This is a genomic window from Micromonospora sp. 050-3, assembly GCF_046549335.1.
Lineage (GTDB): Bacteria > Actinomycetota > Actinomycetes > Mycobacteriales > Micromonosporaceae > Micromonospora > Micromonospora trifolii.
Map to the genome: position 1 here is coordinate 1,339,322 of NZ_JAJPVX010000001.1, position 23,742 is coordinate 1,363,063.

Annotated in this window: 22 protein-coding genes; 11 read left to right on the plus strand and 11 right to left on the minus strand. The window is 70.9% G+C overall.

The features are described 5' to 3' along the window. Positions 1-5: 5 nt before the first annotated feature. Entirely contained in the window at positions 6-497 is a 492-nt protein-coding gene (locus tag ACLJOK_RS06205; protein ID WP_410816734.1) for a SigE family RNA polymerase sigma factor, read from the minus strand. Between the two features lie 188 nt (positions 498-685). On the opposite strand from ACLJOK_RS06205, the gene ACLJOK_RS06210 reads away from it, so the two are divergent. Continuing rightward, positions 686-1,348 (plus strand): tetratricopeptide repeat protein, encoded by a 663-nt coding sequence (locus ACLJOK_RS06210; protein WP_410816735.1) that lies wholly within the window; start codon positions 686-688, stop codon positions 1,346-1,348. 58 nt (positions 1,349-1,406) lie between these two features. Here the strand turns inward: ACLJOK_RS06210 and ACLJOK_RS06215 are convergent, their stop codons facing one another. Together ACLJOK_RS06215 and ACLJOK_RS06220 are read right to left on the minus strand one after the other, a co-directional pair. Beyond that, positions 1,407-2,621 (minus strand): RNA polymerase sigma factor, encoded by a 1,215-nt coding sequence (locus ACLJOK_RS06215; RefSeq protein WP_410816736.1) that lies wholly within the window; start codon positions 2,619-2,621, stop codon positions 1,407-1,409. Then, entirely contained in the window at positions 2,621-3,007 is a 387-nt protein-coding gene (locus ACLJOK_RS06220) for a YciI family protein (RefSeq protein ID WP_410816737.1), read from the minus strand. Before ACLJOK_RS06220 ends, ACLJOK_RS06215 begins: the two co-directional genes overlap by 1 nt. A 426-nt stretch (positions 3,008-3,433) precedes the next feature. Between ACLJOK_RS06220 and ACLJOK_RS06225 the strand changes: the two genes are divergently transcribed. The 4 genes from ACLJOK_RS06225 (at position 3,434) to ACLJOK_RS06240 (ending at position 8,126) form a co-directional block, all read left to right on the plus strand. Next, positions 3,434-4,648 carry a cellulose-binding domain-containing protein gene (locus ACLJOK_RS06225; protein WP_410816738.1) on the plus strand — a complete coding sequence of 405 codons (1,215 nt, stop codon included), beginning with the start codon at positions 3,434-3,436 and terminating at the stop codon, positions 4,646-4,648. A gap of 366 nt (positions 4,649-5,014) precedes the next feature. Beyond that, entirely contained in the window at positions 5,015-5,656 is a 642-nt protein-coding gene (locus ACLJOK_RS06230; protein ID WP_410816740.1) for a GNAT family N-acetyltransferase, read from the plus strand. Between the two features lie 131 nt (positions 5,657-5,787). After that, the gene (locus tag ACLJOK_RS06235; RefSeq protein ID WP_167337290.1) at positions 5,788-5,934 is read left to right on the plus strand and encodes a hypothetical protein; all 147 of its coding nucleotides are present in this window, start codon (positions 5,788-5,790) and stop codon (positions 5,932-5,934) included. Positions 5,935-6,092: 158 nt separating this feature from the next. Continuing rightward, the gene (locus ACLJOK_RS06240) at positions 6,093-8,126 is read left to right on the plus strand and encodes a hypothetical protein (protein ID WP_410816742.1); all 2,034 of its coding nucleotides are present in this window, start codon (positions 6,093-6,095) and stop codon (positions 8,124-8,126) included. 54 nt (positions 8,127-8,180) lie between these two features. Here the strand turns inward: ACLJOK_RS06240 and ACLJOK_RS06245 are convergent, their stop codons facing one another. After that, positions 8,181-8,597 carry a hypothetical protein gene (locus ACLJOK_RS06245; protein ID WP_410816744.1) on the minus strand — a complete coding sequence of 139 codons (417 nt, stop codon included), beginning with the start codon at positions 8,595-8,597 and terminating at the stop codon, positions 8,181-8,183. A 137-nt stretch (positions 8,598-8,734) separates the two neighbouring features. On the opposite strand from ACLJOK_RS06245, the gene ACLJOK_RS06250 reads away from it, so the two are divergent. The 4 genes from ACLJOK_RS06250 to ACLJOK_RS06265 all read left to right on the plus strand — a co-directional run bounded on the left by ACLJOK_RS06250 (position 8,735) and on the right by ACLJOK_RS06265 (position 12,682). Continuing rightward, complete coding sequence (locus ACLJOK_RS06250) at positions 8,735-9,763, plus strand: NBR1-Ig-like domain-containing protein (protein ID WP_410816745.1); 1,029 nt, start codon at positions 8,735-8,737, stop codon at positions 9,761-9,763. A gap of 207 nt (positions 9,764-9,970) precedes the next feature. After that, a complete protein-coding gene (locus tag ACLJOK_RS06255) occupies positions 9,971-10,834 on the plus strand; it encodes a peptidoglycan-binding domain-containing protein (protein ID WP_410816746.1) in 864 nt (287 codons plus the stop codon). A gap of 33 nt (positions 10,835-10,867) precedes the next feature. Next, a complete protein-coding gene (locus ACLJOK_RS06260; RefSeq protein WP_410816748.1) occupies positions 10,868-11,752 on the plus strand; it encodes a peptidase inhibitor family I36 protein in 885 nt (294 codons plus the stop codon). Positions 11,753-11,758: 6 nt separating this feature from the next. Further along, a complete protein-coding gene (locus ACLJOK_RS06265; protein ID WP_410816750.1) occupies positions 11,759-12,682 on the plus strand; it encodes a peptidase inhibitor family I36 protein in 924 nt (307 codons plus the stop codon). A 75-nt stretch (positions 12,683-12,757) separates the two neighbouring features. On the opposite strand, the gene ACLJOK_RS06270 is transcribed toward ACLJOK_RS06265, so the two are convergent. The 3 genes from ACLJOK_RS06270 to ACLJOK_RS06280 are packed head-to-tail and all read right to left on the minus strand — an operon-like array spanning position 12,758 to position 18,429. After that, on the minus strand, positions 12,758-15,631 hold the full coding sequence (locus ACLJOK_RS06270) for an FAD-binding and (Fe-S)-binding domain-containing protein (RefSeq protein WP_410816751.1): 2,874 nt from the start codon (positions 15,629-15,631) through the stop codon (positions 12,758-12,760). 24 nt (positions 15,632-15,655) lie between these two features. Beyond that, positions 15,656-16,852, minus strand: a complete 1,197-nt coding sequence (locus ACLJOK_RS06275) for an anhydro-N-acetylmuramic acid kinase (RefSeq protein ID WP_410816753.1) — start codon at positions 16,850-16,852, stop codon at positions 15,656-15,658. 11 nt (positions 16,853-16,863) lie between these two features. Continuing rightward, positions 16,864-18,429, minus strand: a complete 1,566-nt coding sequence (locus ACLJOK_RS06280; protein WP_410816755.1) for a sodium:solute symporter — start codon at positions 18,427-18,429, stop codon at positions 16,864-16,866. Between the two features lie 252 nt (positions 18,430-18,681). On the opposite strand from ACLJOK_RS06280, the gene murQ reads away from it, so the two are divergent. Then, the gene (gene murQ / locus ACLJOK_RS06285; protein ID WP_410816757.1) at positions 18,682-19,575 is read left to right on the plus strand and encodes an N-acetylmuramic acid 6-phosphate etherase; all 894 of its coding nucleotides are present in this window, start codon (positions 18,682-18,684) and stop codon (positions 19,573-19,575) included. Positions 19,576-19,653: 78 nt separating this feature from the next. Here murQ and ACLJOK_RS06290 read toward each other — a convergent pair whose 3' ends face one another. From ACLJOK_RS06290 to ACLJOK_RS06305, 4 genes are all read right to left on the minus strand, one after another. After that, entirely contained in the window at positions 19,654-19,938 is a 285-nt protein-coding gene (locus tag ACLJOK_RS06290) for a hypothetical protein (protein WP_410816759.1), read from the minus strand. A gap of 46 nt (positions 19,939-19,984) precedes the next feature. Then, positions 19,985-20,698, minus strand: a complete 714-nt coding sequence (locus ACLJOK_RS06295) for a hypothetical protein (RefSeq protein WP_410816760.1) — start codon at positions 20,696-20,698, stop codon at positions 19,985-19,987. 227 nt (positions 20,699-20,925) lie between these two features. After that, complete coding sequence (locus ACLJOK_RS06300; RefSeq protein ID WP_410816762.1) at positions 20,926-22,164, minus strand: MFS transporter; 1,239 nt, start codon at positions 22,162-22,164, stop codon at positions 20,926-20,928. 57 nt (positions 22,165-22,221) lie between these two features. Further along, positions 22,222-22,887 (minus strand): DNA alkylation repair protein, encoded by a 666-nt coding sequence (locus ACLJOK_RS06305; protein ID WP_410816764.1) that lies wholly within the window; start codon positions 22,885-22,887, stop codon positions 22,222-22,224. A gap of 109 nt (positions 22,888-22,996) precedes the next feature. On the opposite strand from ACLJOK_RS06305, the gene ACLJOK_RS06310 reads away from it, so the two are divergent. Next, complete coding sequence (locus ACLJOK_RS06310; RefSeq protein ID WP_410816765.1) at positions 22,997-23,710, plus strand: alpha/beta fold hydrolase; 714 nt, start codon at positions 22,997-22,999, stop codon at positions 23,708-23,710. Positions 23,711-23,742 lie beyond the last annotated feature (32 nt).

A 23,742-nucleotide genomic window follows, 5' to 3' on the forward strand; every position in this document is an offset into this window, starting at 1 on the left:
CTTCCTCATGACTGGCCAGTGACGACGGCGCGCAGGTTCGCCAACCCGCGTGCCGACTGACTCTTGACGGTGCCGGTGGAGATGCCGAGGATCTGCGCGGTCTCCTCCACCGAACAGTCCAGGTAGTACCGGAGCACGAGCACCGCCCGCTGCTTAGCGCCGAGGGAACGCAGCAACGCGGCGAGTCCTTCGCGGTCGGTGACCGTCTCCGGGGCCGCCACTGCCACGTCCGGCAGCGTCTCGCTCGCCTGTTCCCGCCGCTTCCAGGGCCGGCGCCGCTCGTCGAGCCAGGAACGGGTCAGGACACGCTGGGCGTACGCGTCACGGTTGTCCGCCCGACCCGCCGTGCGCCAGTTCCGGTAGAGCTTCGCCACGGTCACCGACACGACGTCGTCGGCGGTGTGCCAGTCCTGGCAGAGCAGGAACGCGCTGCGCCGCCAGCGATCCATCCGGCCCGCGACGAAGTCGTGGAAGTCGGTCTCGTCGGCCTGCCTCACCGGGGTCTGTCCTCTCCGGCGACCAGAACGGGTCTGTTCTCTGCGCTGACTGTCACGGCCGTACGACGCGGCCCTCCCGTCCGGGGGTTGCACGCTTGCTGATCTGGTGTTCGGGCGGGCCGGGCAGGCGGTCTGCCGACTAAACTGCCGGGCCTGGGACGGTAGCGGCGATGCCAGCGGGGGCGACGATGAGCACCGACGATCGGATCGTACGGGCCCGAGAGGTCTATGAACGGGCGGTGTTCGGCGGCGACGCCGGCGCGCTGATCGACGCCGAGCAGGGTCTGCGCGCCGTCGAGGCCGATGCGGTGTTGGCGCGGGGGATGATCCTGCACGCCCGGTTTCAGAGCGCGCCCTCCGACGCCGGCTCGTCGCCTACCGAGGATCCCGCCGAGCTGCCACTGTTCGAGCGCGCGCTGGAGCTGTACCAGGCACTGGGGGACCCGCGTGGCGAGGCCGAGGCGTTGTTCTGGATCGGTTGTCTGCACCAGTTCATCCGACGTGACGACGAGACCGCGGTGCCGTACCTGGAGCGGTCCTGCCGGCTGGCGGCGCAGACCGGCGACAAGCCGACCCGGTCCGAGGCGCTCCGGCACCTGGGCATCGCCGCGCACGCCGCTGGCCGGCTGGACGAGGCGCGCGAGCGGCTGGAGGAGTCGACCCGGCTGCGTCGGGAGGTCGGAGCGCTGCCGGGCGTGGCCTCCAACATGATCGGGCTGGCCTACATCGCCGCCGCGCAGGACCGCCGCGCGGACGCGCTCGCCACCCTCGACGAGGCGCACGTCATCGCACGCACCCACGGCGCGCACGCCATCGCCCGGCACATCGAGCAGGCGAGAACGCACATCTGATCCTGCGACCATGGGCGGCGAGCGGCCTTCGGGCTTCCGGCCGGCGGTGCTGAAGCAGTCAGCTCAGCGCGGCAGCCTTTCCGAGCAGCACCGAGCGTTCGCGCTGATTGGCGCAGAGCCGGGCGGCCAACTCCAGCTCGGCGCGCGCCTCCGGAAGCCGGCCGAGGCGGGTCAGCAGCTCGCCGCGTACGGTCGGGACGAGGTGTGAGCCGGGGAGCCGGTTCGAGGCGATCAGCCTCTCCACGATGGCCAGGGCTGGCGCCGGGCCCGACGCCATCGCGACGGCGACGGCCCTGTTGAGTTCGACCACCGGCGAGGGCGCGACCCGGCCGAGCGCCTCGTAGAGCCGGACGATTCCGGCCCAGTCGGTCTCCTCGACCGAGGCTGCCGCCGCGTGCGTGGCCGCGATCGCGGCCTGTAGACCGTAGGGGCCGAGGCCGCGCTGCGATGCCCTGGTCAGCGCGGCCAGCCCACGGCGGATCGCCGGGAAGTCCCACAACCGGCGGTCCTGGTCCTCAAGGAGGATCGGGGTGCCGTCCGGGTCGGTCCGGGCCGGGAATCGCGCGGCCGTCAGCTCGCACAGGGCGAGCAGACCGTGCACCTCCGGCTCGTCCGGCTGTAGCGCGGCAAGTGTGCGGGCCAGCCGGATCGCCTCGTACGCCACGTCGGTGCGCAGCAGCCGGTCGCCCGACGTGGCCGTCGACCCCTCCGTGAAGATCACGTAGAGGACGCTGAGCACACCGCCCAGTCGCTCCCGGCGCTCGCCGACCGGCGGCAGCTCGAACGGCACCCCGGCCGCCGCGATCGCCTTCTTGCCCCGGGTGATGCGGGCCTGCACGGTCGGCACGGGCACCAGGAACGCGCGGGCGATCTCCTCGCTGGACAGGCCGCCGACCACCCGCAGGGTCAGCGCCACCCGCGCCTCGGGGGAGAGCACCGGGTGGCAGCTGACGAACATCAACGCCAGCACATCGTCGTCGATCCGGTCGGGGTCGATCTCCTGGTCGAGCGCGGTATCGGCCGCCAACAGGGCGTATCGCTCCTGAAGGGCTACCCGGCGGCGGATCGCGTCGATCGCCCGCCGCCGGGCCGTAGCCATCAGCCACCCGGCCGGATTGGCCGGAGAAGCACGCGGCCAGGACACCAGCGCCTCGGCCACCGCCTCCTGGGCGGCGTCCTCGGCCAGCCCGAAATCACCTGTGAACCGTGTCAGCGCGGCCACGATCCGCGCCGACTCGATCCGCCAGACGGCCTCGACGTCGGCCGTACCCATCAGACGTGGCCGTTGATCTCGCTGCCCTGCGGGACCTCGTCGGCCCCGGCCACCCGCCGGACCTCGATCTTGGACCCGCGGACCGCCGGGACCCGCTTGGCCCACTCGACCGCCTCCTGTTTGGTGGCGACATCGAGCAGGAAGTAGCCGCCGAACAACTCCCTGGTCTCGCCGTACGGACCGTCGGTGACCACGGGTGCATCGCCGCCGAAGTCGACAACGACACCCTGGCGCGGATCGTCCAGCCCTTCGGCCGCCACGAGAACGTCCGCCTTCATCATGTCCTCGATGAACTGGCGGGTCGCCGCCATCATCTCGTCGAGGTCGGCCATCATGGCCGCGTTCGTCTCATCGGTGCCCCGCATGATCAACAGGTACTTCGACATCGCGTTCTCCTCATCCGACGGGGCCGTCTCCCGGCCCCAGCATCCCCACGTCGAACGGGAAACCCGCAGATCGACACGGCCCCGGAACTGTCCCTCCTCCGCGATCTTGCACTCGCTGTCCCGACATAAGGGGCATCCCACGCGTGTCGACATCTGAAACTGCAAGATCGGCACGGCGGGGGCTTCGTGCCGACCTTGATTGAATCGGTATTCGTCAATAGATTGAGGGCGGGCGCCGCCGGGGTCCGGGGGACCGGGCCGTCGGCGGCTGACAGGTCCACCCCCGAGCCGGGCATTTCGGTCGCACGCGCGACCGGTCGCTGTGGCGCACCGCAGCGCCGCATCCAGGGCACGTTGCCGTGCCGCGTCCGTCCAGGACGCGCCGCCGTGCCGCCTCCGCTCAGCTCGATGGCAGAAGGACTCTTCATGACGATTCTCCGCGCCCGCCCCGCCGCGACCCTCGTGGTCGTCGCCGCGCTGGCCGCCGCCGCGACCACAACCGGGGCGGCGCTGCTCAGCGGCCCGGCCGCAGCCGCCCAGGGCTGCCGGGTCGACTACACACCCAACCAGTGGCCCGGCGGATTCACCGCCACCGTCAAGGTCTCCCCGGGGGACGCGGCCGTCTCCAGTTGGACAGTCACCTGGACGTACGCCGGGGACGAGCGGGTCACCAACGGCTGGAACGCCACGGTCAGCCAGTCCGGATCGACGGTGACCGCCCGCAACGCGTCGTACAACGGCAGTATCCCGGCCGGCGGCTCCACCGAGTTCGGGTTGCAGGGTACGTACGGCTCCAGCGGTGGCGCGCCGACCGGGTTCAGCCTGAACGGCGTGGCGTGCAACGGCGCCACGCCGCCGCCCACCACCCCGCCGCCGACGACGCCTCCGCCGACCACGCCCCCGCCAACGACGCCCCCGCCGACCACCCCGCCGCCCACCACCGAGCCGCCGACCGGCTGTGCCGGCGCTGTGCTCTGCGACGGCTTCGAGGGCCAGACGGGTCCGACGCCGTCCGGTGACTGGGCCGTGGTGAGCCCGGACTGTTCCGGCGCGGGTACCGCCACCATCGACACGGCGACCACGCACAGCGGCAGCCGGTCGGTCCGGATCAACGGCGCCGCCGGGTACTGCAACCACGTCTTCATCAGATCCACGAAGAACCTCGGCAGCGTGGGCATCGTCCGGTACGGCCGGATCTGGGTCCGGCACACCACCGCCCAGCCCACCGAACACACCACGATGATGGCGATGGCCGACGCCGCCGACGGCAACAAGGACCTGCGGTTGGGTGGCCAGAACGGCGCCCTTCAGTGGAACCGCGCCTCCGACGACGCGACACTGCCCGAGCAGAGCCCGGCCGGGGTGGCGCAGAGCGTGCCGCTACCCACCAACCGGTGGACCTGCGTGGAGTTCATGGTTGACGGTGCGGCCGGTCAGCTGCGTACCTGGCTGGACGGGACCGCCATCCCCGGGCTGACGGCGGATGGCGCACCGACGCACGACATCGACGGCCAGTGGTACAACCGCGCCTGGCGGCCGCAGCTCGCCGACCTGAAGTTGGGCTGGGAGAGCTACGGCGGCGGAGCCGACACCCTCTGGTACGACGACGTCGCGCTGGGGTCCAGCCGGATCGGCTGCTGACCCGTCGAGGTCGTGAGCGGGCGCCGGCCGGAACGCGGGCCGGCGTCCGCCGTCGGTTGACGCGCCGCGCCGCCGCCTGCCGGGCCGCGCAGGCGTCTTGCCGGGGTCGGTGCCGCGGATCTGGACCTGGCGCGGCGCGCGCTCGCCGAGGCCGGCCTGGCCGGCTTCGAGTAGCGCCCGGCCCCGGATCTGGTACCGCAGCCACGCGACCTGGGCGCCGGGCCGATACACCGCGGCACACGGTGCCGTACTTCACGCGGGAGGATGTCTGAGCACTGTTTGGTTCGCGCGGTGGCAAGGGGCGGGAAGCGGATTGCCGCGTCCGACCTCGGCGGCCGTGCGGTCGGGGACCGAGGAGAGACGACCATGGACCGCACGTTGACCGACATCCTGGACGCGGCAGCGCACGGCCACTTCCCGCCACCAGACGGCGGGACCACAGTGGTGTCGCAGCCAAGCCAACGCGATGCCGGAGTCATCGCCTTCACCGGACACTCGGTGGTGTTCACCGACGAAGATCCCCACTGGGTACGTCGTACGCTGGCCGCTATCGACTGCGACTCCCTGGCGGCCACTATGAATCCGCGTTTCCTGGGTGCGCTGCTCGACCGCACCCGGCGCTCGATGGACACGATCGACCTGCTGACCGTCGCGAGTTTCCTTGCCGGGCCACCTCCGATGCCGCTGACTGAGCTGGCGGACGCCGGTCATCCTCGCGAGGTCAGGTCACGTCGGCGCCGTGACGACATCCGCGTCTGGGCCGCCGAGGGCGGGGTGGTCGTGCTCGGCCGAGGGGTGGCCGGCCGTTGGGAGGCGGCGATCGAGGTCGACGACGAGCGTCGCCACCGGGGCCTGGGGCGGGCGCTGGCGACGGCCGCCCGACATCTGGTGCCCGACGGTCAGCCGGTCTGGGCCCAGCAGGCCGCCGGCAACGCGCGCAGCGTGCGCGCCTTCCAGGCGGCGGGTTTTCGGCCGGTGGGCGCCGAAGCGCTTCTTCTCCAGACGTAGGCACCGCACCGGTCGAGCCGCACGTACCACTGTGGGCCGAACTGTGATCAGCAGGAGGTTTCTGAGATCACGCCCTGGGGCATCCCGCGGATGAAGTCAGCCGCTCGTTACCCCTGATTGAGGAGAGCACCATGTCGGTCCAGGCATTTCTCTACGTTGTCGCCGTCATCCTGATCGTGCTCGCAGCTCTGCCGCTGCCCACGAGGGGTGTCTCGCTCGCGCTTCTGGGTGCCGCCTGCGCCCTGCTCGCCTACGCCTGGCCGGTGATCACCGACTGAGCTTTCCGTGGGTCGTCGATGCGGCCGGTGGCCGGCAGCCAGAGCGTGATCGGCTGCCAGCCACCGGCCGCGAGTCTGTTTCGCTTGCTGAGTCGCTTTCACACGCGTAGGAAGAACACCACCCATCGATCCGCCGTCCAGCGTCGAAGGAGATGCGTGTGACCACCTCCGGAGGGCTCCGCCTAGCCGTGTCCGTGCTGGTGACGGCGGGCGCCGTCCTGCTCGGCACGGCGGCCCCTGCCGCACCGCCGACGACTCCCGCGCCGGCCGGACACCCGTCCTGCGACCCGATCGACCCGACCGCCTGCCTGCTGCCGTTCCCGAACGACTACTTCACAGTGCCGGACCGGAGCAGCCCCACCGGCAAGCGGGTGCGGTTCGCCGCCGCCGCGATGCCTGCCAACGTGCGGGGAACCCCGATCGACCCGACGGAGTGGAACCGGCAGGACGGGTTCAGTCCCGGCTCACCGATCCTGGTGCGCGTACCCGGCCTCGACGCCGCGGCGAGCGGGATCGCGCCGGTCACCGACATCGGCCGCTCGCTGGCGCCGGACGCGCCGATCGTGCTGCTCAACACCCGGACGGGTGAGCGCACACCGTACTGGGCCGAGCTGGACGCGCACGCCGCCGGCCAGCCCGAGCGGCAGCTGCTGATCATCAGGCCGGCGGTGGCGCTGACCGAGGGCACCCGCTACGTGGTCGGGCTGCGCGGCCTGCGCGACGGCAACGGGGCGGTGATTCCGGCGCCGAAGGAGTTCACGACGTACCTGACCGGCGCCAGCTTCAAGCCGCGGGACGCGCGGGGGGCGCAGGTGAGGCGGATCGTCACCGACCTGACTCGGACCGGCGTCAAGCGGCACAGCCTCTACCTGGCCTGGGACTTCACAGTGGCCAGCCGGCACGGGCTGACCGGGCGGATGGTGGCTGTTCGCGACGACGCGTTCGCCGACCTCGGCCGGGCCGCGCCGCCGGTCACCGTCACCCAGGTGACCGACTATTCACCGGAGCAGGACCCGCTGATCGCCCGGCAGGTGACCGGCACCATCGGCGTACCGTCCTATCTGACCGGCGACGGCGGGCCCGGCTCCCGGCTGCACTACGGGCCGGCCGGCGGCGCCGGGACGCCGCCCACGCCGAACGCCCTGCCCACACCGTCCGGCGCGACGCTGGCGGCGGACTTCGTCTGCAACATCCCGCGCAGTGCGTCGGCCGCGAGGCCGGCGCACCTCTCGCTCTACGGCCACGGACTGCTCGGCAGGCCAACCGAGATCAATGCCGGCAACGTCAAGACGATGTCGAACACCCACAACTTCACCTTCTGCGCGAGCAGTTGGATCGGCATGGCCGCCGCCGACGTCCCCTATGTGGCCGGCGCCTTCACCGACCTCAGTGTCTTCCCCGCGGTGGCGGACCGGTTGCAGCAGAGCTTCCTGAACTTCCTCTTCCTGGGTCGCGCGATGATCCATCCGGCTGGGTTCGCCGCCCACCCGGCGTTCCGGGACGCCACCGCCCGGCCGCTGATCAATCGCGTCGGCGGGCTGCACTACGACGGAAACAGCCAGGGCGGCATCAACGGAGGTGCGCTCACCGCCATCGCCCAGGACTGGACCCGGTCGGTGCTCGGCGTGCCGGCGATGAACTACTCCACGTTGCTGCAACGCAGCGTGGACTTCGCACCGTTCCAGACCGTGCTGGACGGCTACTACCCGGACAAGGTCGACCAACAACTGGTCCTCGCGCTGCTACAGATGCTGTGGGACCGGTCCGAGGCCAACGGGTACGCCCAGCACATGACCGACCGGCCACTACCGCGCACCCCGGCGCACCAGGTGTTGATGCACGTGGCCTTCGGCGACCAGCAGGTCTCGCCCGCCGCGGCGGAGGTGCAGGCGCGCACCATCGGCGCGCGCCTGCACACCCCCGCGCTCGCCGACGGCTGGTCACTGGACAAGCGGCCGTACTGGGGCATCGCGCCGATCCGCCGCTACCCGTACACCGGCTCGGCGATCGTGATCTGGAACAGCGGCGCGGCCTACGCGCCGCCACCGACCAACCTCGCTCCGGCCGGTCCGGAGTTCGGCGACGATCCGCACGAGTTCCCCCGCGCCCAGGCCGAAGCGCAGAAACAGAAGGCGGTCTTCCTGCTCACCGGCAAGGTCGTCGATGTCTGCGCGCGGACACCCTGCCCGTGACGCCGGGCCCGCCGGGATCACCATCCCGGCGGGGAAAACGTCGAGTTCGCCGGGTCAGCAGCGCACTTCGGTCTCCTTCTGCGCCACGTCCGAAATGCCACCGAGGGCCCGGGTGCACACCGACAGCGTGTTGGCGCCCGAGGACCAGACCTCCGGGCCGCTGGAACACTGCAGGTCGCGCAGCGTGCTTCCGGTCACGATGGACGTGCAGACCTGGTACGAGCCGTGGCTGGCCCGGTACTGCTGCCACACGTACGTGTAGGCGTAGTTCTTGCCGCAGCCCTTGTACTGCTTGACCGAAGCCGCGGTCTGACCGCCGACGGTGACGTAAGCGGTCGCGCCGATCTGCACCGAGCCGGCGCAGCGCGGGTTGGTCTCGGCGTGCGCGGGTCCGGCGATCGCCAGCGCCGCGGGCACAGCCAGACCGGCGGCCGCGAGGACGCGCACGCCACGTCGGGAAAGGCTCTTCATCGGTGACCTCCTTCAATGCACCGGGACCGTGGAGCCCGGTGTCGTCGATGCACCACATTGATGGCGGCCTTGTCCCGTTCGGTACCCTCTGACACGCTCTGACAACGCCTGACGACGTCGTCTGACATGGGGGAGTGATGAAGGACCAGCGTGCCGCCGCCGAGTCGACTCAGGACAGACGGGCCGCCGAGAGGTTCGCTGAACAGCTACGGACCCTGCGGACCGCCGCGGGCGACCCGTCGTTCCGCAAGATGGCGGGGCGGTCGGGCCGGATCTCGCACACCACGCTGCACGAGGCCGCCGCCGGGACCAGGTTTCCCTCCTGGGAGACGGTCCGGGAGTTCGTCCGAGCCTGCGAGGCGGACGAGGTCCAGTGGCGGCGTCGCTGGGAGGACGCGCAGCGCCCCGCGTCCGCCCCTGGCACCGAAGACGGCGATGCCGCGCCGGTCAGTACCGAGTCCCCGACCGGCGCCGAAACCCCGATCACCGCGGGCGGGGAGAAGCCCGACACCGGAACCGACGCCGCGGAACCGGATGGGCCTGTCGTGTCCGTCGTCCCCGCGTCGTCTCCGAAGGAGCAGAACGCGCTGCGCGGCACGGACTATCCGCCGACCGACGAGGAGGTCGCGGGTGCACGGCGGCAGCGGCTGCCATGGCTCGCCGCCGCAGCGGTGGTCCTGGTGGTGGTGATGGTCGCCGTCCTGGGCATCGTCGTCCGCGGCCGGTCGTCGCGGGACGACCCCGGCGCGGTGGCGGCGTCGTCAGCACCGTCGGTGTCGCCGTCGGCCTCGGCGTTCTCGGACTCGCTGATCCCCGGCGACTCCAGCAAGTTCATCTCCGACGTCACCATCCCCGACGGCACCCGGGTGCGGGTGAACTCCCAGTTCGTCAAGGTGTGGGCCCTCAAGAACGTGGGGAAGGTCGCCTGGCACAACCGTTTTCTCCAGCGGACCAACCCCACAGCGGACGCCGACGGCTGCCAGGTGCCGGACCGGGTGGCGATCGGCGACACACCGCCCGACGAGCAGGTGATGATCAGTGTCGAGGTCACCGCACCGAGTCGTCCCGGGAAGTGCTGGGTCAGCTGGAAGATGGTCGACGAGAACGGGCAGGAGTACTTTCCCACCCGCCGGCCGGTGTATTTCATGGTCACCGTCACCGCCTGAGTGCGCTCCCCGCTCACCTCGACCGGTGTCAGAGGGCGAACCATCGATGTCAGTCAGGGGTACCGCCGAAGCTGACAACACCACATCCATCGAGGTCGGTGACGGCCTGACGGATCTGACAGGGCAGCAGGGGTACCGAACAGCAGGCCGATTCTCGCAAGGTGATGTCCGTACCGAACGACACACCAACTGCGAGGAGGACCGACAGTGCGCCGTCCCTGGTTATCCGTCGGGCTCGCCGCGCTCTGCGTGGCCGTCGGTGTTCCGGCCCACGCGTGGGCCGCGACCCCCGGCGCCACAGCGCAGCGAACCGTCACCACGGCCGCGCGGCCAGTCGTGGACATGGAGGCCACCGTCCTGGCCGCTCAGATCGACCCCCGCCGTGCCGACAACACACTGACCCCGGGCGCGAAGACCTCCGTGCTCGCCGTCGAGCAGGCGCTCCAGGCGCAGGGCCTGCTGAACGCGCAGTGGGTCGACGGTTACTTCGGCACCGTGACGGTCTCGGCGTACGCGGCGTACCAGCGTTCGCTCGGCTACACCGGGCTGGCCGCGAACGGGCTGCCCGGCACGACGTCGCTGACGAAGCTCGGGCAGAACCGCTACACCGTCGGCAACACCATCGGCCCGGGCGCGAAGGTCCCGCGTGACGGGTACGTCGTCAACGCCCGTACACAGGCCATGTTGGCCGAGGCCCAGCGTCTGCTCGGCTACACCCTGGTCCTCGACCAGGGCTCGTACAACCCCGGTGGTGACCCCACCTCGGCCGGTACGCACGACGGCGGGGGTGTGGTCGACATCGCGGTCACCGGCATGACAGCGACCAAGCGCACCGCAGTCGCCCGGGCCCTGCGCAAGGTCGGCTTCGCGGCCTGGGTCCGTAACCCGAATCAGGGCGACTGGCCGTGGCACATCCACGCCACGGCGATCAACGACACGGACCTGTCCAGCCAGGCGCAGCACCAGGTCGGCGACTACTACCTGGGCATGAACGGCCTGGCCAACCAGGGACCGGACGACGGCCCTCAGGTCCCGATCAAGACCTGGGAGCAGTACCAGCGCGGGCAGTGACCCGCACCCCCTCACCGTTCCTGAAAGGACACCATGAACATCCGTAAAAGCCTCGCCGCCGTCGGCGTCGCGCTGGCCGCGACCACCTCGATCCTCAGCGTCGCATCGCCAGCGTCGGCGGCGGCCCGCGACGGGGTCTGCGACAGCGGCGAGTTCTGCTACTACTACAACAGTGACCACGCGGGATCGGTCTCGGACTTCACCGGTTCGCTCGACGACTACGGCACCGAGCAGCCCTCGTGTTACGACTTCAAGGGCGCTGGCGCTGGCAAGGGCCTGTGCATCAAGAACGAGGCCGCCTCGGTCTGGAACCGCAGCACCAAGACCGTACGCGTCTACTTCAACAGCGGCTACGCCGGTTCTTACCAGGACTTCGCGGCCGGCGCGAAGAGCAACCTCAACGCCACGCTGAAGAACAACAACGCCTCGCACCAGTTCTCGCCGTCGACGCGCACGAACCTGTCGTACGCCCTGTACCAAGCCAGCGGCGGCACGGTCACCTGCGGCTTCGACGGTTACACCACGACACCCGGCCGGCACGAGGGCATCGACATCGCCCGCAGCGTCGGCTCGGACGTGCGCGCCCTGGTCTCCGGAACTGTGATCTACGTCGCGCGGGGCACCACCGGCAGCGGCGGCCTGTCCACGATCTCCGTCTACAACTCCTCACTCAACAAGTCGGTGATCTACCTGCACACCGCGCCGAAGTCCGGGGTGAGCGTGGGCGACGCCATCAGCAAGGGCGAGATCATCGCCGATGAGTCGTGGCACGGGGTGTCCTCCAGCTCGGGCGCGCACACCCACGTCGAGGTCCGGGCCGGCCGGCAGACCCACGCGGCCGTCAGCGTCGGCGACTCCACCCTGGACAACGCCGACCCGACCGCGTTCTGGAACTCCCAGGGCTACAACGAGAAGTAGGACACCATGAATATCCGCAAGGGCCTCGCCATCGTCGGCGCCGTCCTCGCCATGTCCACCTCCATCCTGAGTGTTGCCTCGCCGGCAGCGGCGGCCGCACGGGACGGAACCTGCGACAGCGGCGAGTTCTGCTACTACTACAACAGCAACCAGGCGGGCTCGGTCTCCGACTTCACCGACTCAATGGACGACTACGGTACGACCCAACCGACCTGCTACGACTTCAAAGGCGCGGGCAGCGGCAAGGGCCTGTGCGTGAAGAACAACGCCGCGTCGGTGTGGAACCGCACCGGCAAGACGGTGCGGGTCTACTTCAACAGCAACTTCGCCGGTGCGACCCAGGACTTCGCGTCCGGGGCGAAGAGCAACCTCAATGCCACGCTGAAGAACAACAACGCCTCGCACGAGTTGCTGAGCGGGCCGACGGGCTGTAGCACCGACGGCACCAACAGCAAGCTGCCGAGCACCATCCTCGTCTACCGGGTCAGTCTCGGGCGGGTCGACCGAGTCGACTTCAAGACGTACGTCAAGAACGTCCTCCCGAACGAGTGGGTGACGAGTTGGCCGGCCGCCTCGCTGGACGCCGGTGCGATGGCAGTCAAGAGCTACGCCTGGTACTGGGCGCTGCACTCGACCCGGAAGACGCCCGGCGGACAGTGCTACGACGTCCGGGACGACACCGGCGACCAGGTCTACCGGCCGTCGTCGGCACAGTCGTCGACGTCCGCGGCGGTGGACCGGACCTGGTCGGCCCGGATGACCCGCAGCGGCAACATCCTGCGGGCGCACTACTGCGCGACGACGACCGCGTGCGGTGGCTGGGTGGACGGGGACTGGCTGTCGCAGTACGGCTCGCGCGATCTCGCCAACGAGGGCAAGAACTACCAGGCGATTCTGCGCTACTACTACCGCGACATCGCGCTCTCCTGAGGTAAGGCAAGGCACCAAAGCGCGCCGCCCGCCGCAGCTCTGCGGCGGGCGGCGCGCTCTTGGGTACGGCACCGGCTACGCCGGCGGCTCGACCGCCTCGACGAGCACCTCGAGCACATGCCGGTACGGCTGGCCGGTGGCCCGGCTCATGCCCATCTCGCAGGTGCGGTTGCAGGAGGCGTAGGCGTCGTGGTCGCGTTCATTGATCTCGGCGGCCTGCGCCGCTGTGGCGCCGGCAGTGACCTCGGGGTGCAACAGCCCCCGGTCACCGGCGAAGGCGCAGCACCCCCAGCTGTCCGGCACGGTGACGGTGTCGGCGACCGCCCCGGCCACCGCGCGGAGGTCGTCGATGCCGCCCAGGTGCACTGTGGAGCAGGTGGGGTGCAGGGCCAGCGAGCCCAGTCGCCGGGGCTGCGGCAGCGCCGGCAGGAGGTGCTCGGCGGTGAAGGTCACGCTGTCGACGAAGCGCAGCGCGCCGTACCGTGCCCGGTCCTCCTCGGCCAGCGCGGCGGTCAGCTGCGTCAGCCCGTGCGTGCACGAGGACGCGTCGCACACGACGGGCAGGCGACCCTCGTCGCTGGCCGCCCAGAGCGCGGCCAGGGTCCGCTCGGCCATCTCGCGGTGACCGGCGGGGTAGCCCTTGGACTGCCACGGGGTTCCGCAGCAGAGACCGGCCGTGCCGGTCGGTACGACGAGCGGCACCCCCGCCAGTTCGCACAGACGCAGGAACGCCGCCGCCGAACCGCCGGACGAGCCGTCCTCGGGTGCGAAGAGGCTGCCGACGCAGGCCGCGAAGAACACCGCCTGGGCGTCCGGCGCGCTGCGGGGGGTAGGCCGGGCCGCGCCGGCGCGTGGCATGTCGTCGCTCCACAGCGGCACGAGTTCGGTGGCGCCGAGACCACGGATCGCCATGGTGGCGGCGCGGGTCACCGGCGTCGGTACGGCGTGTGCGGCGGTCAGTCCGACCCGGACGCCCGTCACGGCGGCCTGCCAGTGTCGCGCGGCAGTGCGGGCGGTGCGCTGGGCGCGAGGGGTGTGCCGCTCGGCGCGTAGCCGCTTCATCGCTGCCCCGGTGTCGATGCCGACCGGGCAGGCGGTGACGCAGAGGCTGTCCGCGGCGCAGCTGTCCACAGCGGCGTACTCGTAGTCGGCGGTCAGCTCCCGGCGGCGCTCCTCGTCGCCGGCAGCGGTGGCGAGGGCGATCTGCCGTTGCAGGACGATGCGCTGCCGGGGGGTGGTGGTGACGTCGGCGGTGGGGCAGACCGGCTCGCAGTAGCCGCACTCGACGCAGGCGTCCAGCTCGGGGTCGACAGTCGGGACGGCCTTGAGCTGCCGCAGGTGCACTGTCGGGTCGTCGTTGAGCAGCACACCGGGGTTGAGGAGGCCGCTCGGGTCGCACAGCCGCTTGAGTTCGCGCATCACGTCGTACAGCTCGTCGCCGTACTGCCGGCGGACGAAGGGCGCCATGGCCCGACCGGTGCCGTGCTCGGCCTTGAGTGTTCCCCCCTCGGCCAGCACCAGGTCGACCATGTCGTCGGTGAACCGGGCGTAGCGGTCGATCTCGGCCGGGGTGTCGAAGGACTGCGTCAGCATGAAGTGCAGGTTGCCGTCGCGGGCGTGTCCGAAGATCACCGCGTCCGGGTAGCCGTGCCTGTCGAACAGGCGGATCAGCCCGTCGCAGGTGCCGGTCAGGCGCGGCATCGGCACCGCGACGTCCTCCAGCAGGGCCGTGGTGCCGGGCGGGCGGGCCCCGGCGACGGCGGTGTAGAGGCCCTTGCGCAGGTGCCAGAGGTTGGCCCGTTCGCGCGGGTCGCGGGTCAGCTCGGTGCCGCTGACGGCCGGCAGCCGGTCGAGCACGGGCCGGGCGTCGGCCAGCGTCGCGGCCAACTGCTCCGCGCTGTCCTCGGCGAACTCCACAAGCAGCGCGGCGTGGCCGGTGACCGCCAACCCGCGAAGGGCCGGGCTCGCCCCCGGGTCGCGCTGGCTGACCCGCAGCGCGGCCGCGTCGAGCAGTTCGGCGGTACGGGCGCCGGCGGCGAGCAGGGCCGGCAGCGCGTCGGTGGCGTTGGTGAGACCGGGCAGGATCAGCAGGCCGGTGGCGGCGTGGTCGTGGATCTCGACGGTACGGAAGACGGCCTCGGCCACGAAGCCGAGCGTGCCCTCACTGCCGATCATCAGGTGGGCGAGCATCTCGACCGGGGTGCTGTGGTCGAGCAACGAGTTGAGCCCGTACCCCATCGTGTTCTTCATCGCGAACAGCCGCTCGATGGTGGCGCGCGACCCCGGCGTCGCGCGCACCCGGTCGCGCAGGCGCAGCAGCCCGGCGTGCAGCTCGGGCTCGTCGGCCCGCAGCCGGTCGTCGGCGTCGCGGGCGCCGGAGTCGACGACGGTGCCGGACGGAAGCACGAAGCGCAGCGACTCCATGGTGCGGTACGCGTTGTCGGTGGTGCCGCAGGTCATCCCGCTGGAATTGTTGGCCACCATGCCACCCACAGTGCAGGCGGCCTCGCTGGCCGGGTCCGGGCCGAGCCGGCGTCGGTAGCGGGCCAGCCGAGCGTTGGCCTGCCGGATCGTCAGGCCCGGCTGGAGCCGGATGCGGCGGCCGTCGTCGAGGACCTCGGCGTGCCGCCAGTCGGTGCGGACGTCGACCAGCACGCCCGCGCCGCCGGCCTGCCCGGCGAGGCTGGTGCCGCCGCCGCGCAGGGTCAGCGGCACGCCGGCCTCGCGGGCGCCGGCCATCAACGCCCCTACCTCGGCGGCGGAGGCGGCGCGAACCACTGCCTGCGGCTCGAACAGGTACGGCGAGGCGTCGTGCGCCGCCGCCAGCCTCCGGGGCAGTTCGGCGCTGGCCCGGCTCGGATCATCGAGGCGGGAGCGCAGCAGCTCGGCGACCGCGCGGGCGCGAGCGCCGGCCGCTGTCGGCGGCGGCACGGGTACGACGGGTCTCATCGGCGGATCCTCCCGGGAGCGTGGTCAGCCGGCCACCGGCGGCACGGCGGGACGGCTGGCGATCAGCAGTCGGCGGGGAGCGGTGCTGGCCGGGGCCGGCAGCCGCAGCGGCTGCCGGCCGGGGGTGATGCTGCCGAGCACGGAGGCGTGCCGCGCACCGGTGCCCGAGCGCAGGGTGCCCGGCAGCCCGTGCACTGTCAGGTAGCCCAGCAGCGCGAAGGCCAGCGCCTCCTTGGCGTCCGACGCGATGCCCAGGTCGTCGCTGGAGGACAGCTGGACGCCGGGCAACTCGTCGGCGATCATGCGCATCAGCGTCGGATTGTGTGCGCCGCCGCCGGAGACGACGAGGCGGGTGACGCCGTGGTTGCGGCAGGCGCCGGCCACGGTGACCGCCGTCAGCCTGGTGAGCGTGGCCAACACGTCCTGTGGGTCCGGCGTGGGCGCGTCGGCGAGGGCGGCGAGCAGGTAGGGCAGATGGAACAGCTCTTTCCCGGTGGTCTTCGGGCCGGGCAGCCGGTAGTACGGCTCGTCGAGCAGCCGCCGCAGCAGCTCCGGGTTCACCTGCCCGGCGGCCGCCCCGCGCCCGTCCCGGTCGTACTCCTCGGTGCCCCCGCTGAAGTGGCGGGCGGCGGCGTCGAGGAGCGCGTTCGCCGGACCGGTGTCGAAGGCGAGCGGGTCCGCGTCCGGAGCGACGACGGTGATGTTGGCGATGCCACCCAGGTTCAGCGCGGCCGGGACGCCGGGCAGACCGCCCAGCAGCAGTGCGTCGAAGAGGGCGACCAGGGGAGCGCCCTGGCCGCCGGCGGCGACGTCGCGGCTGCGCAGGTCGGCCACGACCGGAAGGCCGGTGGCTTCCGCTATCCAGGCCGGCTGACCCAGCTGGAGGGTGCCCCGAACCGTGCCGTCCTCCACCCAGTGGTGCATTGTCTGCCCGTGCGAGACGACCAGATCGGCGTGGCCGTCGCACAGCTCGGCGAGGGCCCGCATGCCGGCCTCGGCGAAGGCCTGGCCGATGCCGGTGTCCAGCACGCAGATCGCCTCGGTGGTGGTCGCCGCGGGCGGCAGGGCGGCGGCGATCTGCGTGCGCAACTCGTCGGAGTACGAGTGGCTGAGCCGGCTCAGCGGTCGCATCCGCACTGTGTCGCCGCTGAGCTCGAACTCGGCCGCGGCGGCTTCGATGCCGTCGTATGAGGTTCCGGACATCAGGCCGATCACGCGCATCACGTCCTCCTTCACGCCCGGCCGGCGGGCGCCGCCGCTGCGTCGTCGTCGACCTCGTCGCTACGCCCATGGTCGTACGGCGTCTCCGGGGCCGGGTGGAACCGGCTGGACACCGCGCCGACGACCAGGGTGATCAGGACGCCGATCGGGACCAGCCACTGCGCGGCGATGGCGGTGGCGGTGGTCGTCCCGGCCGTCGTCACATCGATCTTGACGTAGCGGACGATGTAGGTCATCACCGCCACGGTGACCAGGAAGGCGACCACCGCGTCGACCTGGTTGGCGCGCTTGACGAGGCGGCCGAGCAGGAAGGCACCGAGTAGCGCCCCGTAGGTGTAGCCGGCGATTGTCAAACCGGTCAGGTAGACGTTTCCGGTGCTGGAGCTGAACGCGCAGGCGAAGACCGCCATCAGCACCGCCCAGACCAGGGTCATCACCCGGGCGAGGCGGAGCATCGCGTCGTCGGACGGGACCTTGCGGAAGAAGCTGTGGATGAAGTCGGCGACTGTGGAGTTCGACATCGAGTTCAGCGCCGAGGACAGCGAGCCCATCGCGGCGCCGAGGATGCCGGCCACCAGCAGACCCGAGATGCCCACCGGCAGGGCGTGCAGGATGAAGCTCGGGTAGAGGTTGTCGCTGCTCGCCAGGCCGAGTTCCTTGAAGGTCTGACCCTTGTTGTACGACCACAGCAGCGCGCCGACCAGGGAGAACGCCGCGAACTGGATCACCACGAAGATGCCCGAGGAGATCATCGCCTTCTGCCCCTCGCGCAGCGTGCGGGTGGACAGGATGCGCTGCACGATCAGCTGGTCCGACCCGTGGCTGGCCATCGCGAAGATCGCGCCACCGATGATCGCTGTCGGCAGGGCGAACGGGCTGGTGAGCACGTGCGAGAGCGCGAAGTTGGTGTCGAAGAGCTGGAACTTGCCGGCGTCCAGGGCCTGCGAGTAGCCGTCGAAGCCGACGGCGTGGCTGAGCACCGCGATGGCCAGGATCGCCCCGCCCAGGTACAGCCCCATCTGGATGGCATCGGTCCAGATGACCGCCTTGATGCCACCGAGGTAGGTGTAGACCACAGTGATGAGCGTCAGGACGATGATGATGGCCTGGTAGCCGACATTCAGCCCGAACTCGTCGAGAAGAAGCTTGATGGGGATGGCCGAGGCGAACAGCCGTACACCCTCGGCGAGCAGGCGGGTGAAGACGAACGTCACCGACGCCAGACCCTGAAGTTTCAGGCCAAACCGCTCACCGAGGTACTGGTAGGCACTGACGAACCCACCCCGTTTGTAGAGCGGGATGAGCACAGCGGCCACGACGACTCGACCGATGACGTAACCCAGGGCCAGCTCGACGTTGCCGAAGCCCTGACCGCTGTAGGCGCCGCCGGGAACACTGATCACGGTCAGGACGCTGGTCTCAGTGGCGACCACGGAGAACGAGACAGTCCACCAGGGCAGTCGACCCTCGCCCACGAAGTAGTCCTTGGCGGACTTCTGTTTACCGGACAGGCGTAGTCCGACGTAGGCGATCACCACGAGGTACAGCACGATCACGACGAGGTCGAGTTGACGCACGGCTCGCTCCCAACCAGCGGTTGTCAATAAGTGACGGTGACCCAGCGTAACTCGAAACTTTTTGCCACCGCCCGTCCGGGCTGGTTACGCTGTGGTTTCAGCCTGCTGATACGGGGACTGTTCGCAGCTGCGCCCTCGGCCCGGTCGCGACGGCGGGTCGCGAGGACGCACTCGGCGGCGAGCCGCCGGGCGACCGGAGGACCTCTCCCCGCCGGCCGGCGACTGCACACCAGCGAGAGGAACGAGCACCCCGTGGACCTCAGCACCCTCGGCACCGAGACCCGCAACGACAAGACCGGCGACCTCGACCGGATGTCTCCCACCGAGTTGCTTCTCGCGATGAACGACGAGGACCAGACCGTCGCCGACGCCGTCCGCCGGGCCGTGCCGGACATCGCGGCCGCCGTCGACGTCATCGTGGCGTCGCTCCGCCAGGGCGGACGGCTGATCTACCTCGGCGCGGGCACCAGCGGCCGGATCGGCATGCTCGACGCCGTCGAGATCCCACCCACCTTCGGTACGACGCCCGAGCGGGTCATCGGTCTGCTCGCCGGCGGGGCACGAGCCTTCGGTGTCGCCGTCGAGGGCGCGGAGGACGACCCGACCCGCGCCGTCGCCGACCTCGACGCCGTCGGCCTGACCGCCCGCGACACTGTGGTCGGGCTCGCCGCCAGCGGTCGTACCCCGTACGTGGTCGGTGGCTTGGATCACGCCCGCGCGCTTGGCGCGGCGACCGTCTCGGTGGCCTGCAACACCGACGCGGTGACCAGCCGGCACGCCGACGTCGCCATCGAGGTGCCCACCGGCCCCGAGGTGCTCACCGGCTCCACCCGGCTCAAGGCCGGCACCGCCGAGAAGCTGGTCTGCAACATGCTCTCCACCGCCACGATGGCCCGGCTCGGCAAGGTCTACGGCAACCTGATGGTGGACATGAACGCCACAAACGAGAAGCTCGTCGACCGGGCACGCCGGATCGTCGCCGAGGCCGCCGACACCGACCTCGACACGGCGGCGCGGGCGCTCGCGGCGGCGCACGGGCACGCCAAGACGGCCATCGTGCTGCTGTTGGCGAACTGCACCGCCGAGGAGGCCGCCGCCCGGTTGCGCGCCGCCGCCGACGACGTCCGGGCGGCCGTCGCGGCCTGACCCAGGGGTTCGCGGGTGAGCACGGGATAGAAGATTGACGAAGCGCCCCGTCCGTTGCGGACGGGGCGCTTCGTGGTGTCAGTCGAGCTGTGTGTCCGGAACCGTTCGGTCCTCGTCCGCGTCGCCGTCGGGGGAGCTGGCCAGCTCGATCCGGGGGGACCGGTCCGGCGGGAGGTGGGCGAAGTCGGCGATGACGACGACATCCACCTCACCGTCGATCATCGTCTGCTCGACGGTCTCCCAGGGGGCCCGCATGATTCCTGCGAATCGGTAGGAGTGTTCGCGAAGGTGGCTGAGACACCTCGCGACGGCGGGCTCCGACGGCTCGATGTGGGCGGGGATCCAGATAACGGCGATTTCCATGAACCTCTCCTGATCAACGTCGTGGACGCGAGTGGGTGATCAGGAGTTACTGGGGTGGGGGAGGACCCCGCTCGACGGGACGGCTGGTAGCGCGCTTGTCGACGGCGGTGACGGTGAGCCCTGGCCGCAACGGCGACGTGGGCGGCGAAGCTTCGGCTGGTGACGTGGGTGGATCAGCCCCACCGGCGCCGACGCCGGTCGGTGCGGACGCCAGCGCCAGCACGAACGCCGGTGGCCCCGGCGCGGGACGGGCGGGCGGGTTGGGCCGCTGTCCGGTGACAGCTGTCATCGTCGCCCGCGCCTGCTCCGACGCCCGGCCATCGGACCTGACGTGGGCGCCGGTTCGGGTCACCGTCGCCGGCACTCCCGTCGACGGTGCCGGCGGTGGTGGGGAGGCCACGCGTGCAATCAGGGATGCCGAGGCGGTTGGTGCCGGTGTGGCCTGCGGCGACGACGACGGGTTGCCGGCCGGCCGACTCGGCGGGGCAGTGGAGGGGATGGCCGACGGCGTCGGCAGCGGAACGGCCGACGGTAGAGGCAGCGGGTCCGTCGACGGTAGAGGCACGGGCAGGGAGACGACAGCGGTCGGCAGGGGCAGGGGGACGGTCAGCTGCACCTCGACCACGTCGGCCACCGAAACCTTGGCGGCCTCCGGAGAGGTGGCGACCTCCACCAGCGGGAGACGCGGCGGCGACGGGGTGTCGGCGTGGGCGGGGCTGGCGCCCAGAGCCGCGCCGAGCGCCACCGCGCCGAGCGCCACCGGGGGGAGGCTGTGCCTCAGCCGCATCAGACGGAGGCCGCCGGCAGTGGGGTCGCCAGGCCCGCGCGGTCCGGCTCACCGGTACGGTGCCGCCGGCCGAGCTGTTGCCTCTCGCGCCCTGCCGTTCCCTCCATGTGCGGGTTCTTGCCCCGGCGAACCGAGGGCTACACCTTCTGTCGATATCTCCGCTGAGCCATGTGGACAGAGCAGGAGCGCACCTGGTCGGTTCACACCCTCGCCTCGGTGGGTGTTGGCGTGGGGTCGAGCGGCAGGTCACGCAGTCGGCGGATCGGCGTCGACAGGTAGATGATCGGGGACAGCACTGTGAGCGCCCCGAAGATCAGCAGGGTGGTACGGGCGCCGAGTGGCCCGGCCAGGATGCCGGCGAGGAGGCTGCCGACCGGGATCGCGCCCCAGGAGACGAACTTGACCGTGGCGATCACCCGGGACAGCAGCTCCGGTGGGCTGGCGATCATCCGGTAGGTGCGGGTGGTCACGCTGAGCACCACGGTGGAACTGGCGAAGATGAGGTTTCCGACGGTGAAGGCCAGGAACGCGGCGGTGCCGGTGCCCAGCGGGATGATGAGCGCGCCGGCCACACCGACGAAGGCCGCGATGATCAGGCCGCGTGCGGTGCCGAACCGGTCGGTGAAGCGGGTCGTCACTGCGGCGCCGATGAGCGTGCCGAGGCCGTCGGCGGCGAGTAGCAGCCCGACCATGAGCGGCGATGCGTGCAGCTCACGCACCAAATAGAAAGGGAACAGGGCGAGCATGGCGCCGTTGACGAAGTTCGTCGCGGTGGCGTCCCACATGGCCGGTCCGATGATCGGGTGTCGCAGCACGAACTGCCAGCCCTCGCGGATCATCGTGACCATCGGCGGCCGCTCGGCCGGTCGCTGCACCCGCCGGGCCGGAAGGGTGCGCAGCAGCGTGGCGGAGAGCAGGTAGCTGACGGCGTCCACGAACAGCGTCGGCACCGCACCCAGCAACTGCACCGCGAGACCGCCCAGGGATGGCCCGCCCAGCGCGGTGGCGGCGTGCGTGCCGGAGGTGAGGCTGTTGCGGGCCTGCAACTGCGCGGCCGGCACGATCTCCGGCAGGAAGGTCTGGTTCGCCACGTCGAACAGCACGTTGGCGAAGCTCACCACCAGGGCGACAGCGATCAGTTGGGCCACCGTCAGCATGTCGAACCACCAGGCCAGCGGGACCGACGCGATGGCGAGGGCCCGGACCAGGTCCAGGGCGACCTGCATGCCGCGCAGCGGCAGGCGCTGCACGATCACACCCGCCGGCAGGCTGATCAGAAGGTACGCCAGGTAGCCCGCCGCCGTGACCAGACCCATCTCGAAGGCCGACGCGTGGAGCACTGTCAGCGCGGTCAGCGGTAGGGCCAGCGCGCCGACCGCCGAGCCGAGTTGGCTGGTCGTGCCGGCGACCCACCACCGCCAGAACGTAGTAAGTCCCATAATGGAACTCACTATAGGGGCGCGCGGGAGGCGACGTCGACCCCGGAGACGTGCTGCCTATCCCGCTCGGCGCACCATCTCGGTGATCCAGGTGGGCGCGAACGGCGACGTGCAGCCGGGGGAGGTGGGGTAGTCCTTGAGCACCTCCAGGCGTTCACCGATGCCGATCGCCCGTTCGCGGTGCTCGGCGTGCTCGATGCCGATCTGCGCCAGGCAGTGGTTCATCGCCCACTGCAGGCGATCCGGCGCGTCCTTCATCTCGGTCTCGATCACACCGAGCAGTCCCGGGAGGTCCAGACTCTCGGGTTTCTTCGTCACGCGCTCGGTGGTCAGCGCCCAGCCGGCACTCGCGACCACAGGATCCGGGTCGGCGAACCAGGCCAGCCGCAGCTCTTCGGAGTGCGGGCTCTTCTTCACCACGTAGTTCAGGAGCCAGTCGTGCACCTTCGGGGGGCGCGCCTCGCGCACCATGACATCCAACTCATCCCGCTCGAACGCCCTGGGACGGCAGATGAGGATTGCCAGCAGCCGCGCCGAGGCATCGCCCGTCGCCCAGAGCTGGCGCGCGAGATCCTGCTGCGTCTTGAGCCGCTTCGCGAGCGCCCGAAGCGCGCCGAGGTGCACGCCATGGTCGTCGCCGTGTCTGGCGTTCACTTCCCGTGCCTTCGGGTCCTCCAGCTCGGCCAGTTCGGCCGTCACCTCGGCCAGCGTCGTCGTGGCCATCGCAGCCTCCTGCTCATCGGGTCGGACGTTTCACACTCGCGTAACGGGTATCCAGGCGTACCAGTGCGACCGGCGGTGAACAGCTTCACGGAATGAGGGGGCACCTGTCATGCCAGATCCACAGCCCACCATCGTGCTCGTGCACGGCGCGTTCGCCGAGTCGGCGAGCTGGAACGGTGTCCTTGAGCGGCTGGGCGCCGCGTACGACTCGGTGGCCGTCGCGAACCCGCTGCGGAGCGTCGCGGGCGACGCCGCGTACGTGCAGGACGTCGTCCGCGGGATCGGCGGTCCGGTCGTCCTCGTCGGCCACTCGTACGGCGGCATGGTTATCACGCAGGCCGCAGCCGGCGACACCTCGGTGCGGGCCCTCGTGTACGTCAACGCCTTCGCCCCGGACACCGGCGAGTCGGCGTTGACCCTGTCCGCGAAGTTCCCCGGCAGCACGCTCGCCGACACGCTGGTGCAGTACCCGGTGTCGACCGGTGGGAACGAGGTGGCGATCGGCCAGGACCAGTACCACGCGCAGTTCTGCGCCGACTCGTCGGACGACGTGGCCGCGCTGATGGCCCGGACCCAGCGGCCGATCACCGAACAGGGCCTGGCCGACAAGCTCACCGGCGACCCTGCCTGGCGGTCGCTGCCCAGTTGGTTCGTCTTCGGTGACGCGGACAAGAACATCCCCGCCGAGGTGCACCGTTTCATGGCCGAGCGGGCCAACCCCCGGGGGCAGCGCGAGGTCGTCGGCGGCTCGCACGCGATGACGGTGGCCCGGCCGAGCGAGGTCGCCGAGACGATCATCGAGGCGGTTCGGGGCGTGAGCTGACGGTCCGGGCGGACAGCTGGTGGTGGGCCGAC

Coding starts and splice junctions, on each gene's coding strand:
- ACLJOK_RS06210 (WP_410816735.1), top strand. CDS start 686: ATGAGCACCGACGATCGGATCGTACGGGCCCGAGAGGTCTATGAACGG.
- ACLJOK_RS06215 (WP_410816736.1), bottom strand. CDS start 2,621: ATGGGTACGGCCGACGTCGAGGCCGTCTGGCGGATCGAGTCGGCGCGG.
- ACLJOK_RS06220 (WP_410816737.1), bottom strand. CDS start 3,007: ATGTCGAAGTACCTGTTGATCATGCGGGGCACCGATGAGACGAACGCG.
- ACLJOK_RS06225 (WP_410816738.1), top strand. CDS start 3,434: ATGACGATTCTCCGCGCCCGCCCCGCCGCGACCCTCGTGGTCGTCGCC.
- ACLJOK_RS06230 (WP_410816740.1), top strand. CDS start 5,015: ATGGACCGCACGTTGACCGACATCCTGGACGCGGCAGCGCACGGCCAC.
- ACLJOK_RS06235 (WP_167337290.1), top strand. CDS start 5,788: ATGTCGGTCCAGGCATTTCTCTACGTTGTCGCCGTCATCCTGATCGTG.
- ACLJOK_RS06245 (WP_410816744.1), bottom strand. CDS start 8,597: ATGAAGAGCCTTTCCCGACGTGGCGTGCGCGTCCTCGCGGCCGCCGGT.
- ACLJOK_RS06250 (WP_410816745.1), top strand. CDS start 8,735: ATGAAGGACCAGCGTGCCGCCGCCGAGTCGACTCAGGACAGACGGGCC.
- ACLJOK_RS06260 (WP_410816748.1), top strand. CDS start 10,868: ATGAACATCCGTAAAAGCCTCGCCGCCGTCGGCGTCGCGCTGGCCGCG.
- ACLJOK_RS06265 (WP_410816750.1), top strand. CDS start 11,759: ATGAATATCCGCAAGGGCCTCGCCATCGTCGGCGCCGTCCTCGCCATG.
- ACLJOK_RS06270 (WP_410816751.1), bottom strand. CDS start 15,631: ATGAGACCCGTCGTACCCGTGCCGCCGCCGACAGCGGCCGGCGCTCGC.
- ACLJOK_RS06275 (WP_410816753.1), bottom strand. CDS start 16,852: ATGCGCGTGATCGGCCTGATGTCCGGAACCTCATACGACGGCATCGAA.
- ACLJOK_RS06290 (WP_410816759.1), bottom strand. CDS start 19,938: ATGGAAATCGCCGTTATCTGGATCCCCGCCCACATCGAGCCGTCGGAG.
- ACLJOK_RS06300 (WP_410816762.1), bottom strand. CDS start 22,164: ATGGGACTTACTACGTTCTGGCGGTGGTGGGTCGCCGGCACGACCAGC.
- ACLJOK_RS06305 (WP_410816764.1), bottom strand. CDS start 22,887: ATGGCCACGACGACGCTGGCCGAGGTGACGGCCGAACTGGCCGAGCTG.
- ACLJOK_RS06310 (WP_410816765.1), top strand. CDS start 22,997: ATGCCAGATCCACAGCCCACCATCGTGCTCGTGCACGGCGCGTTCGCC.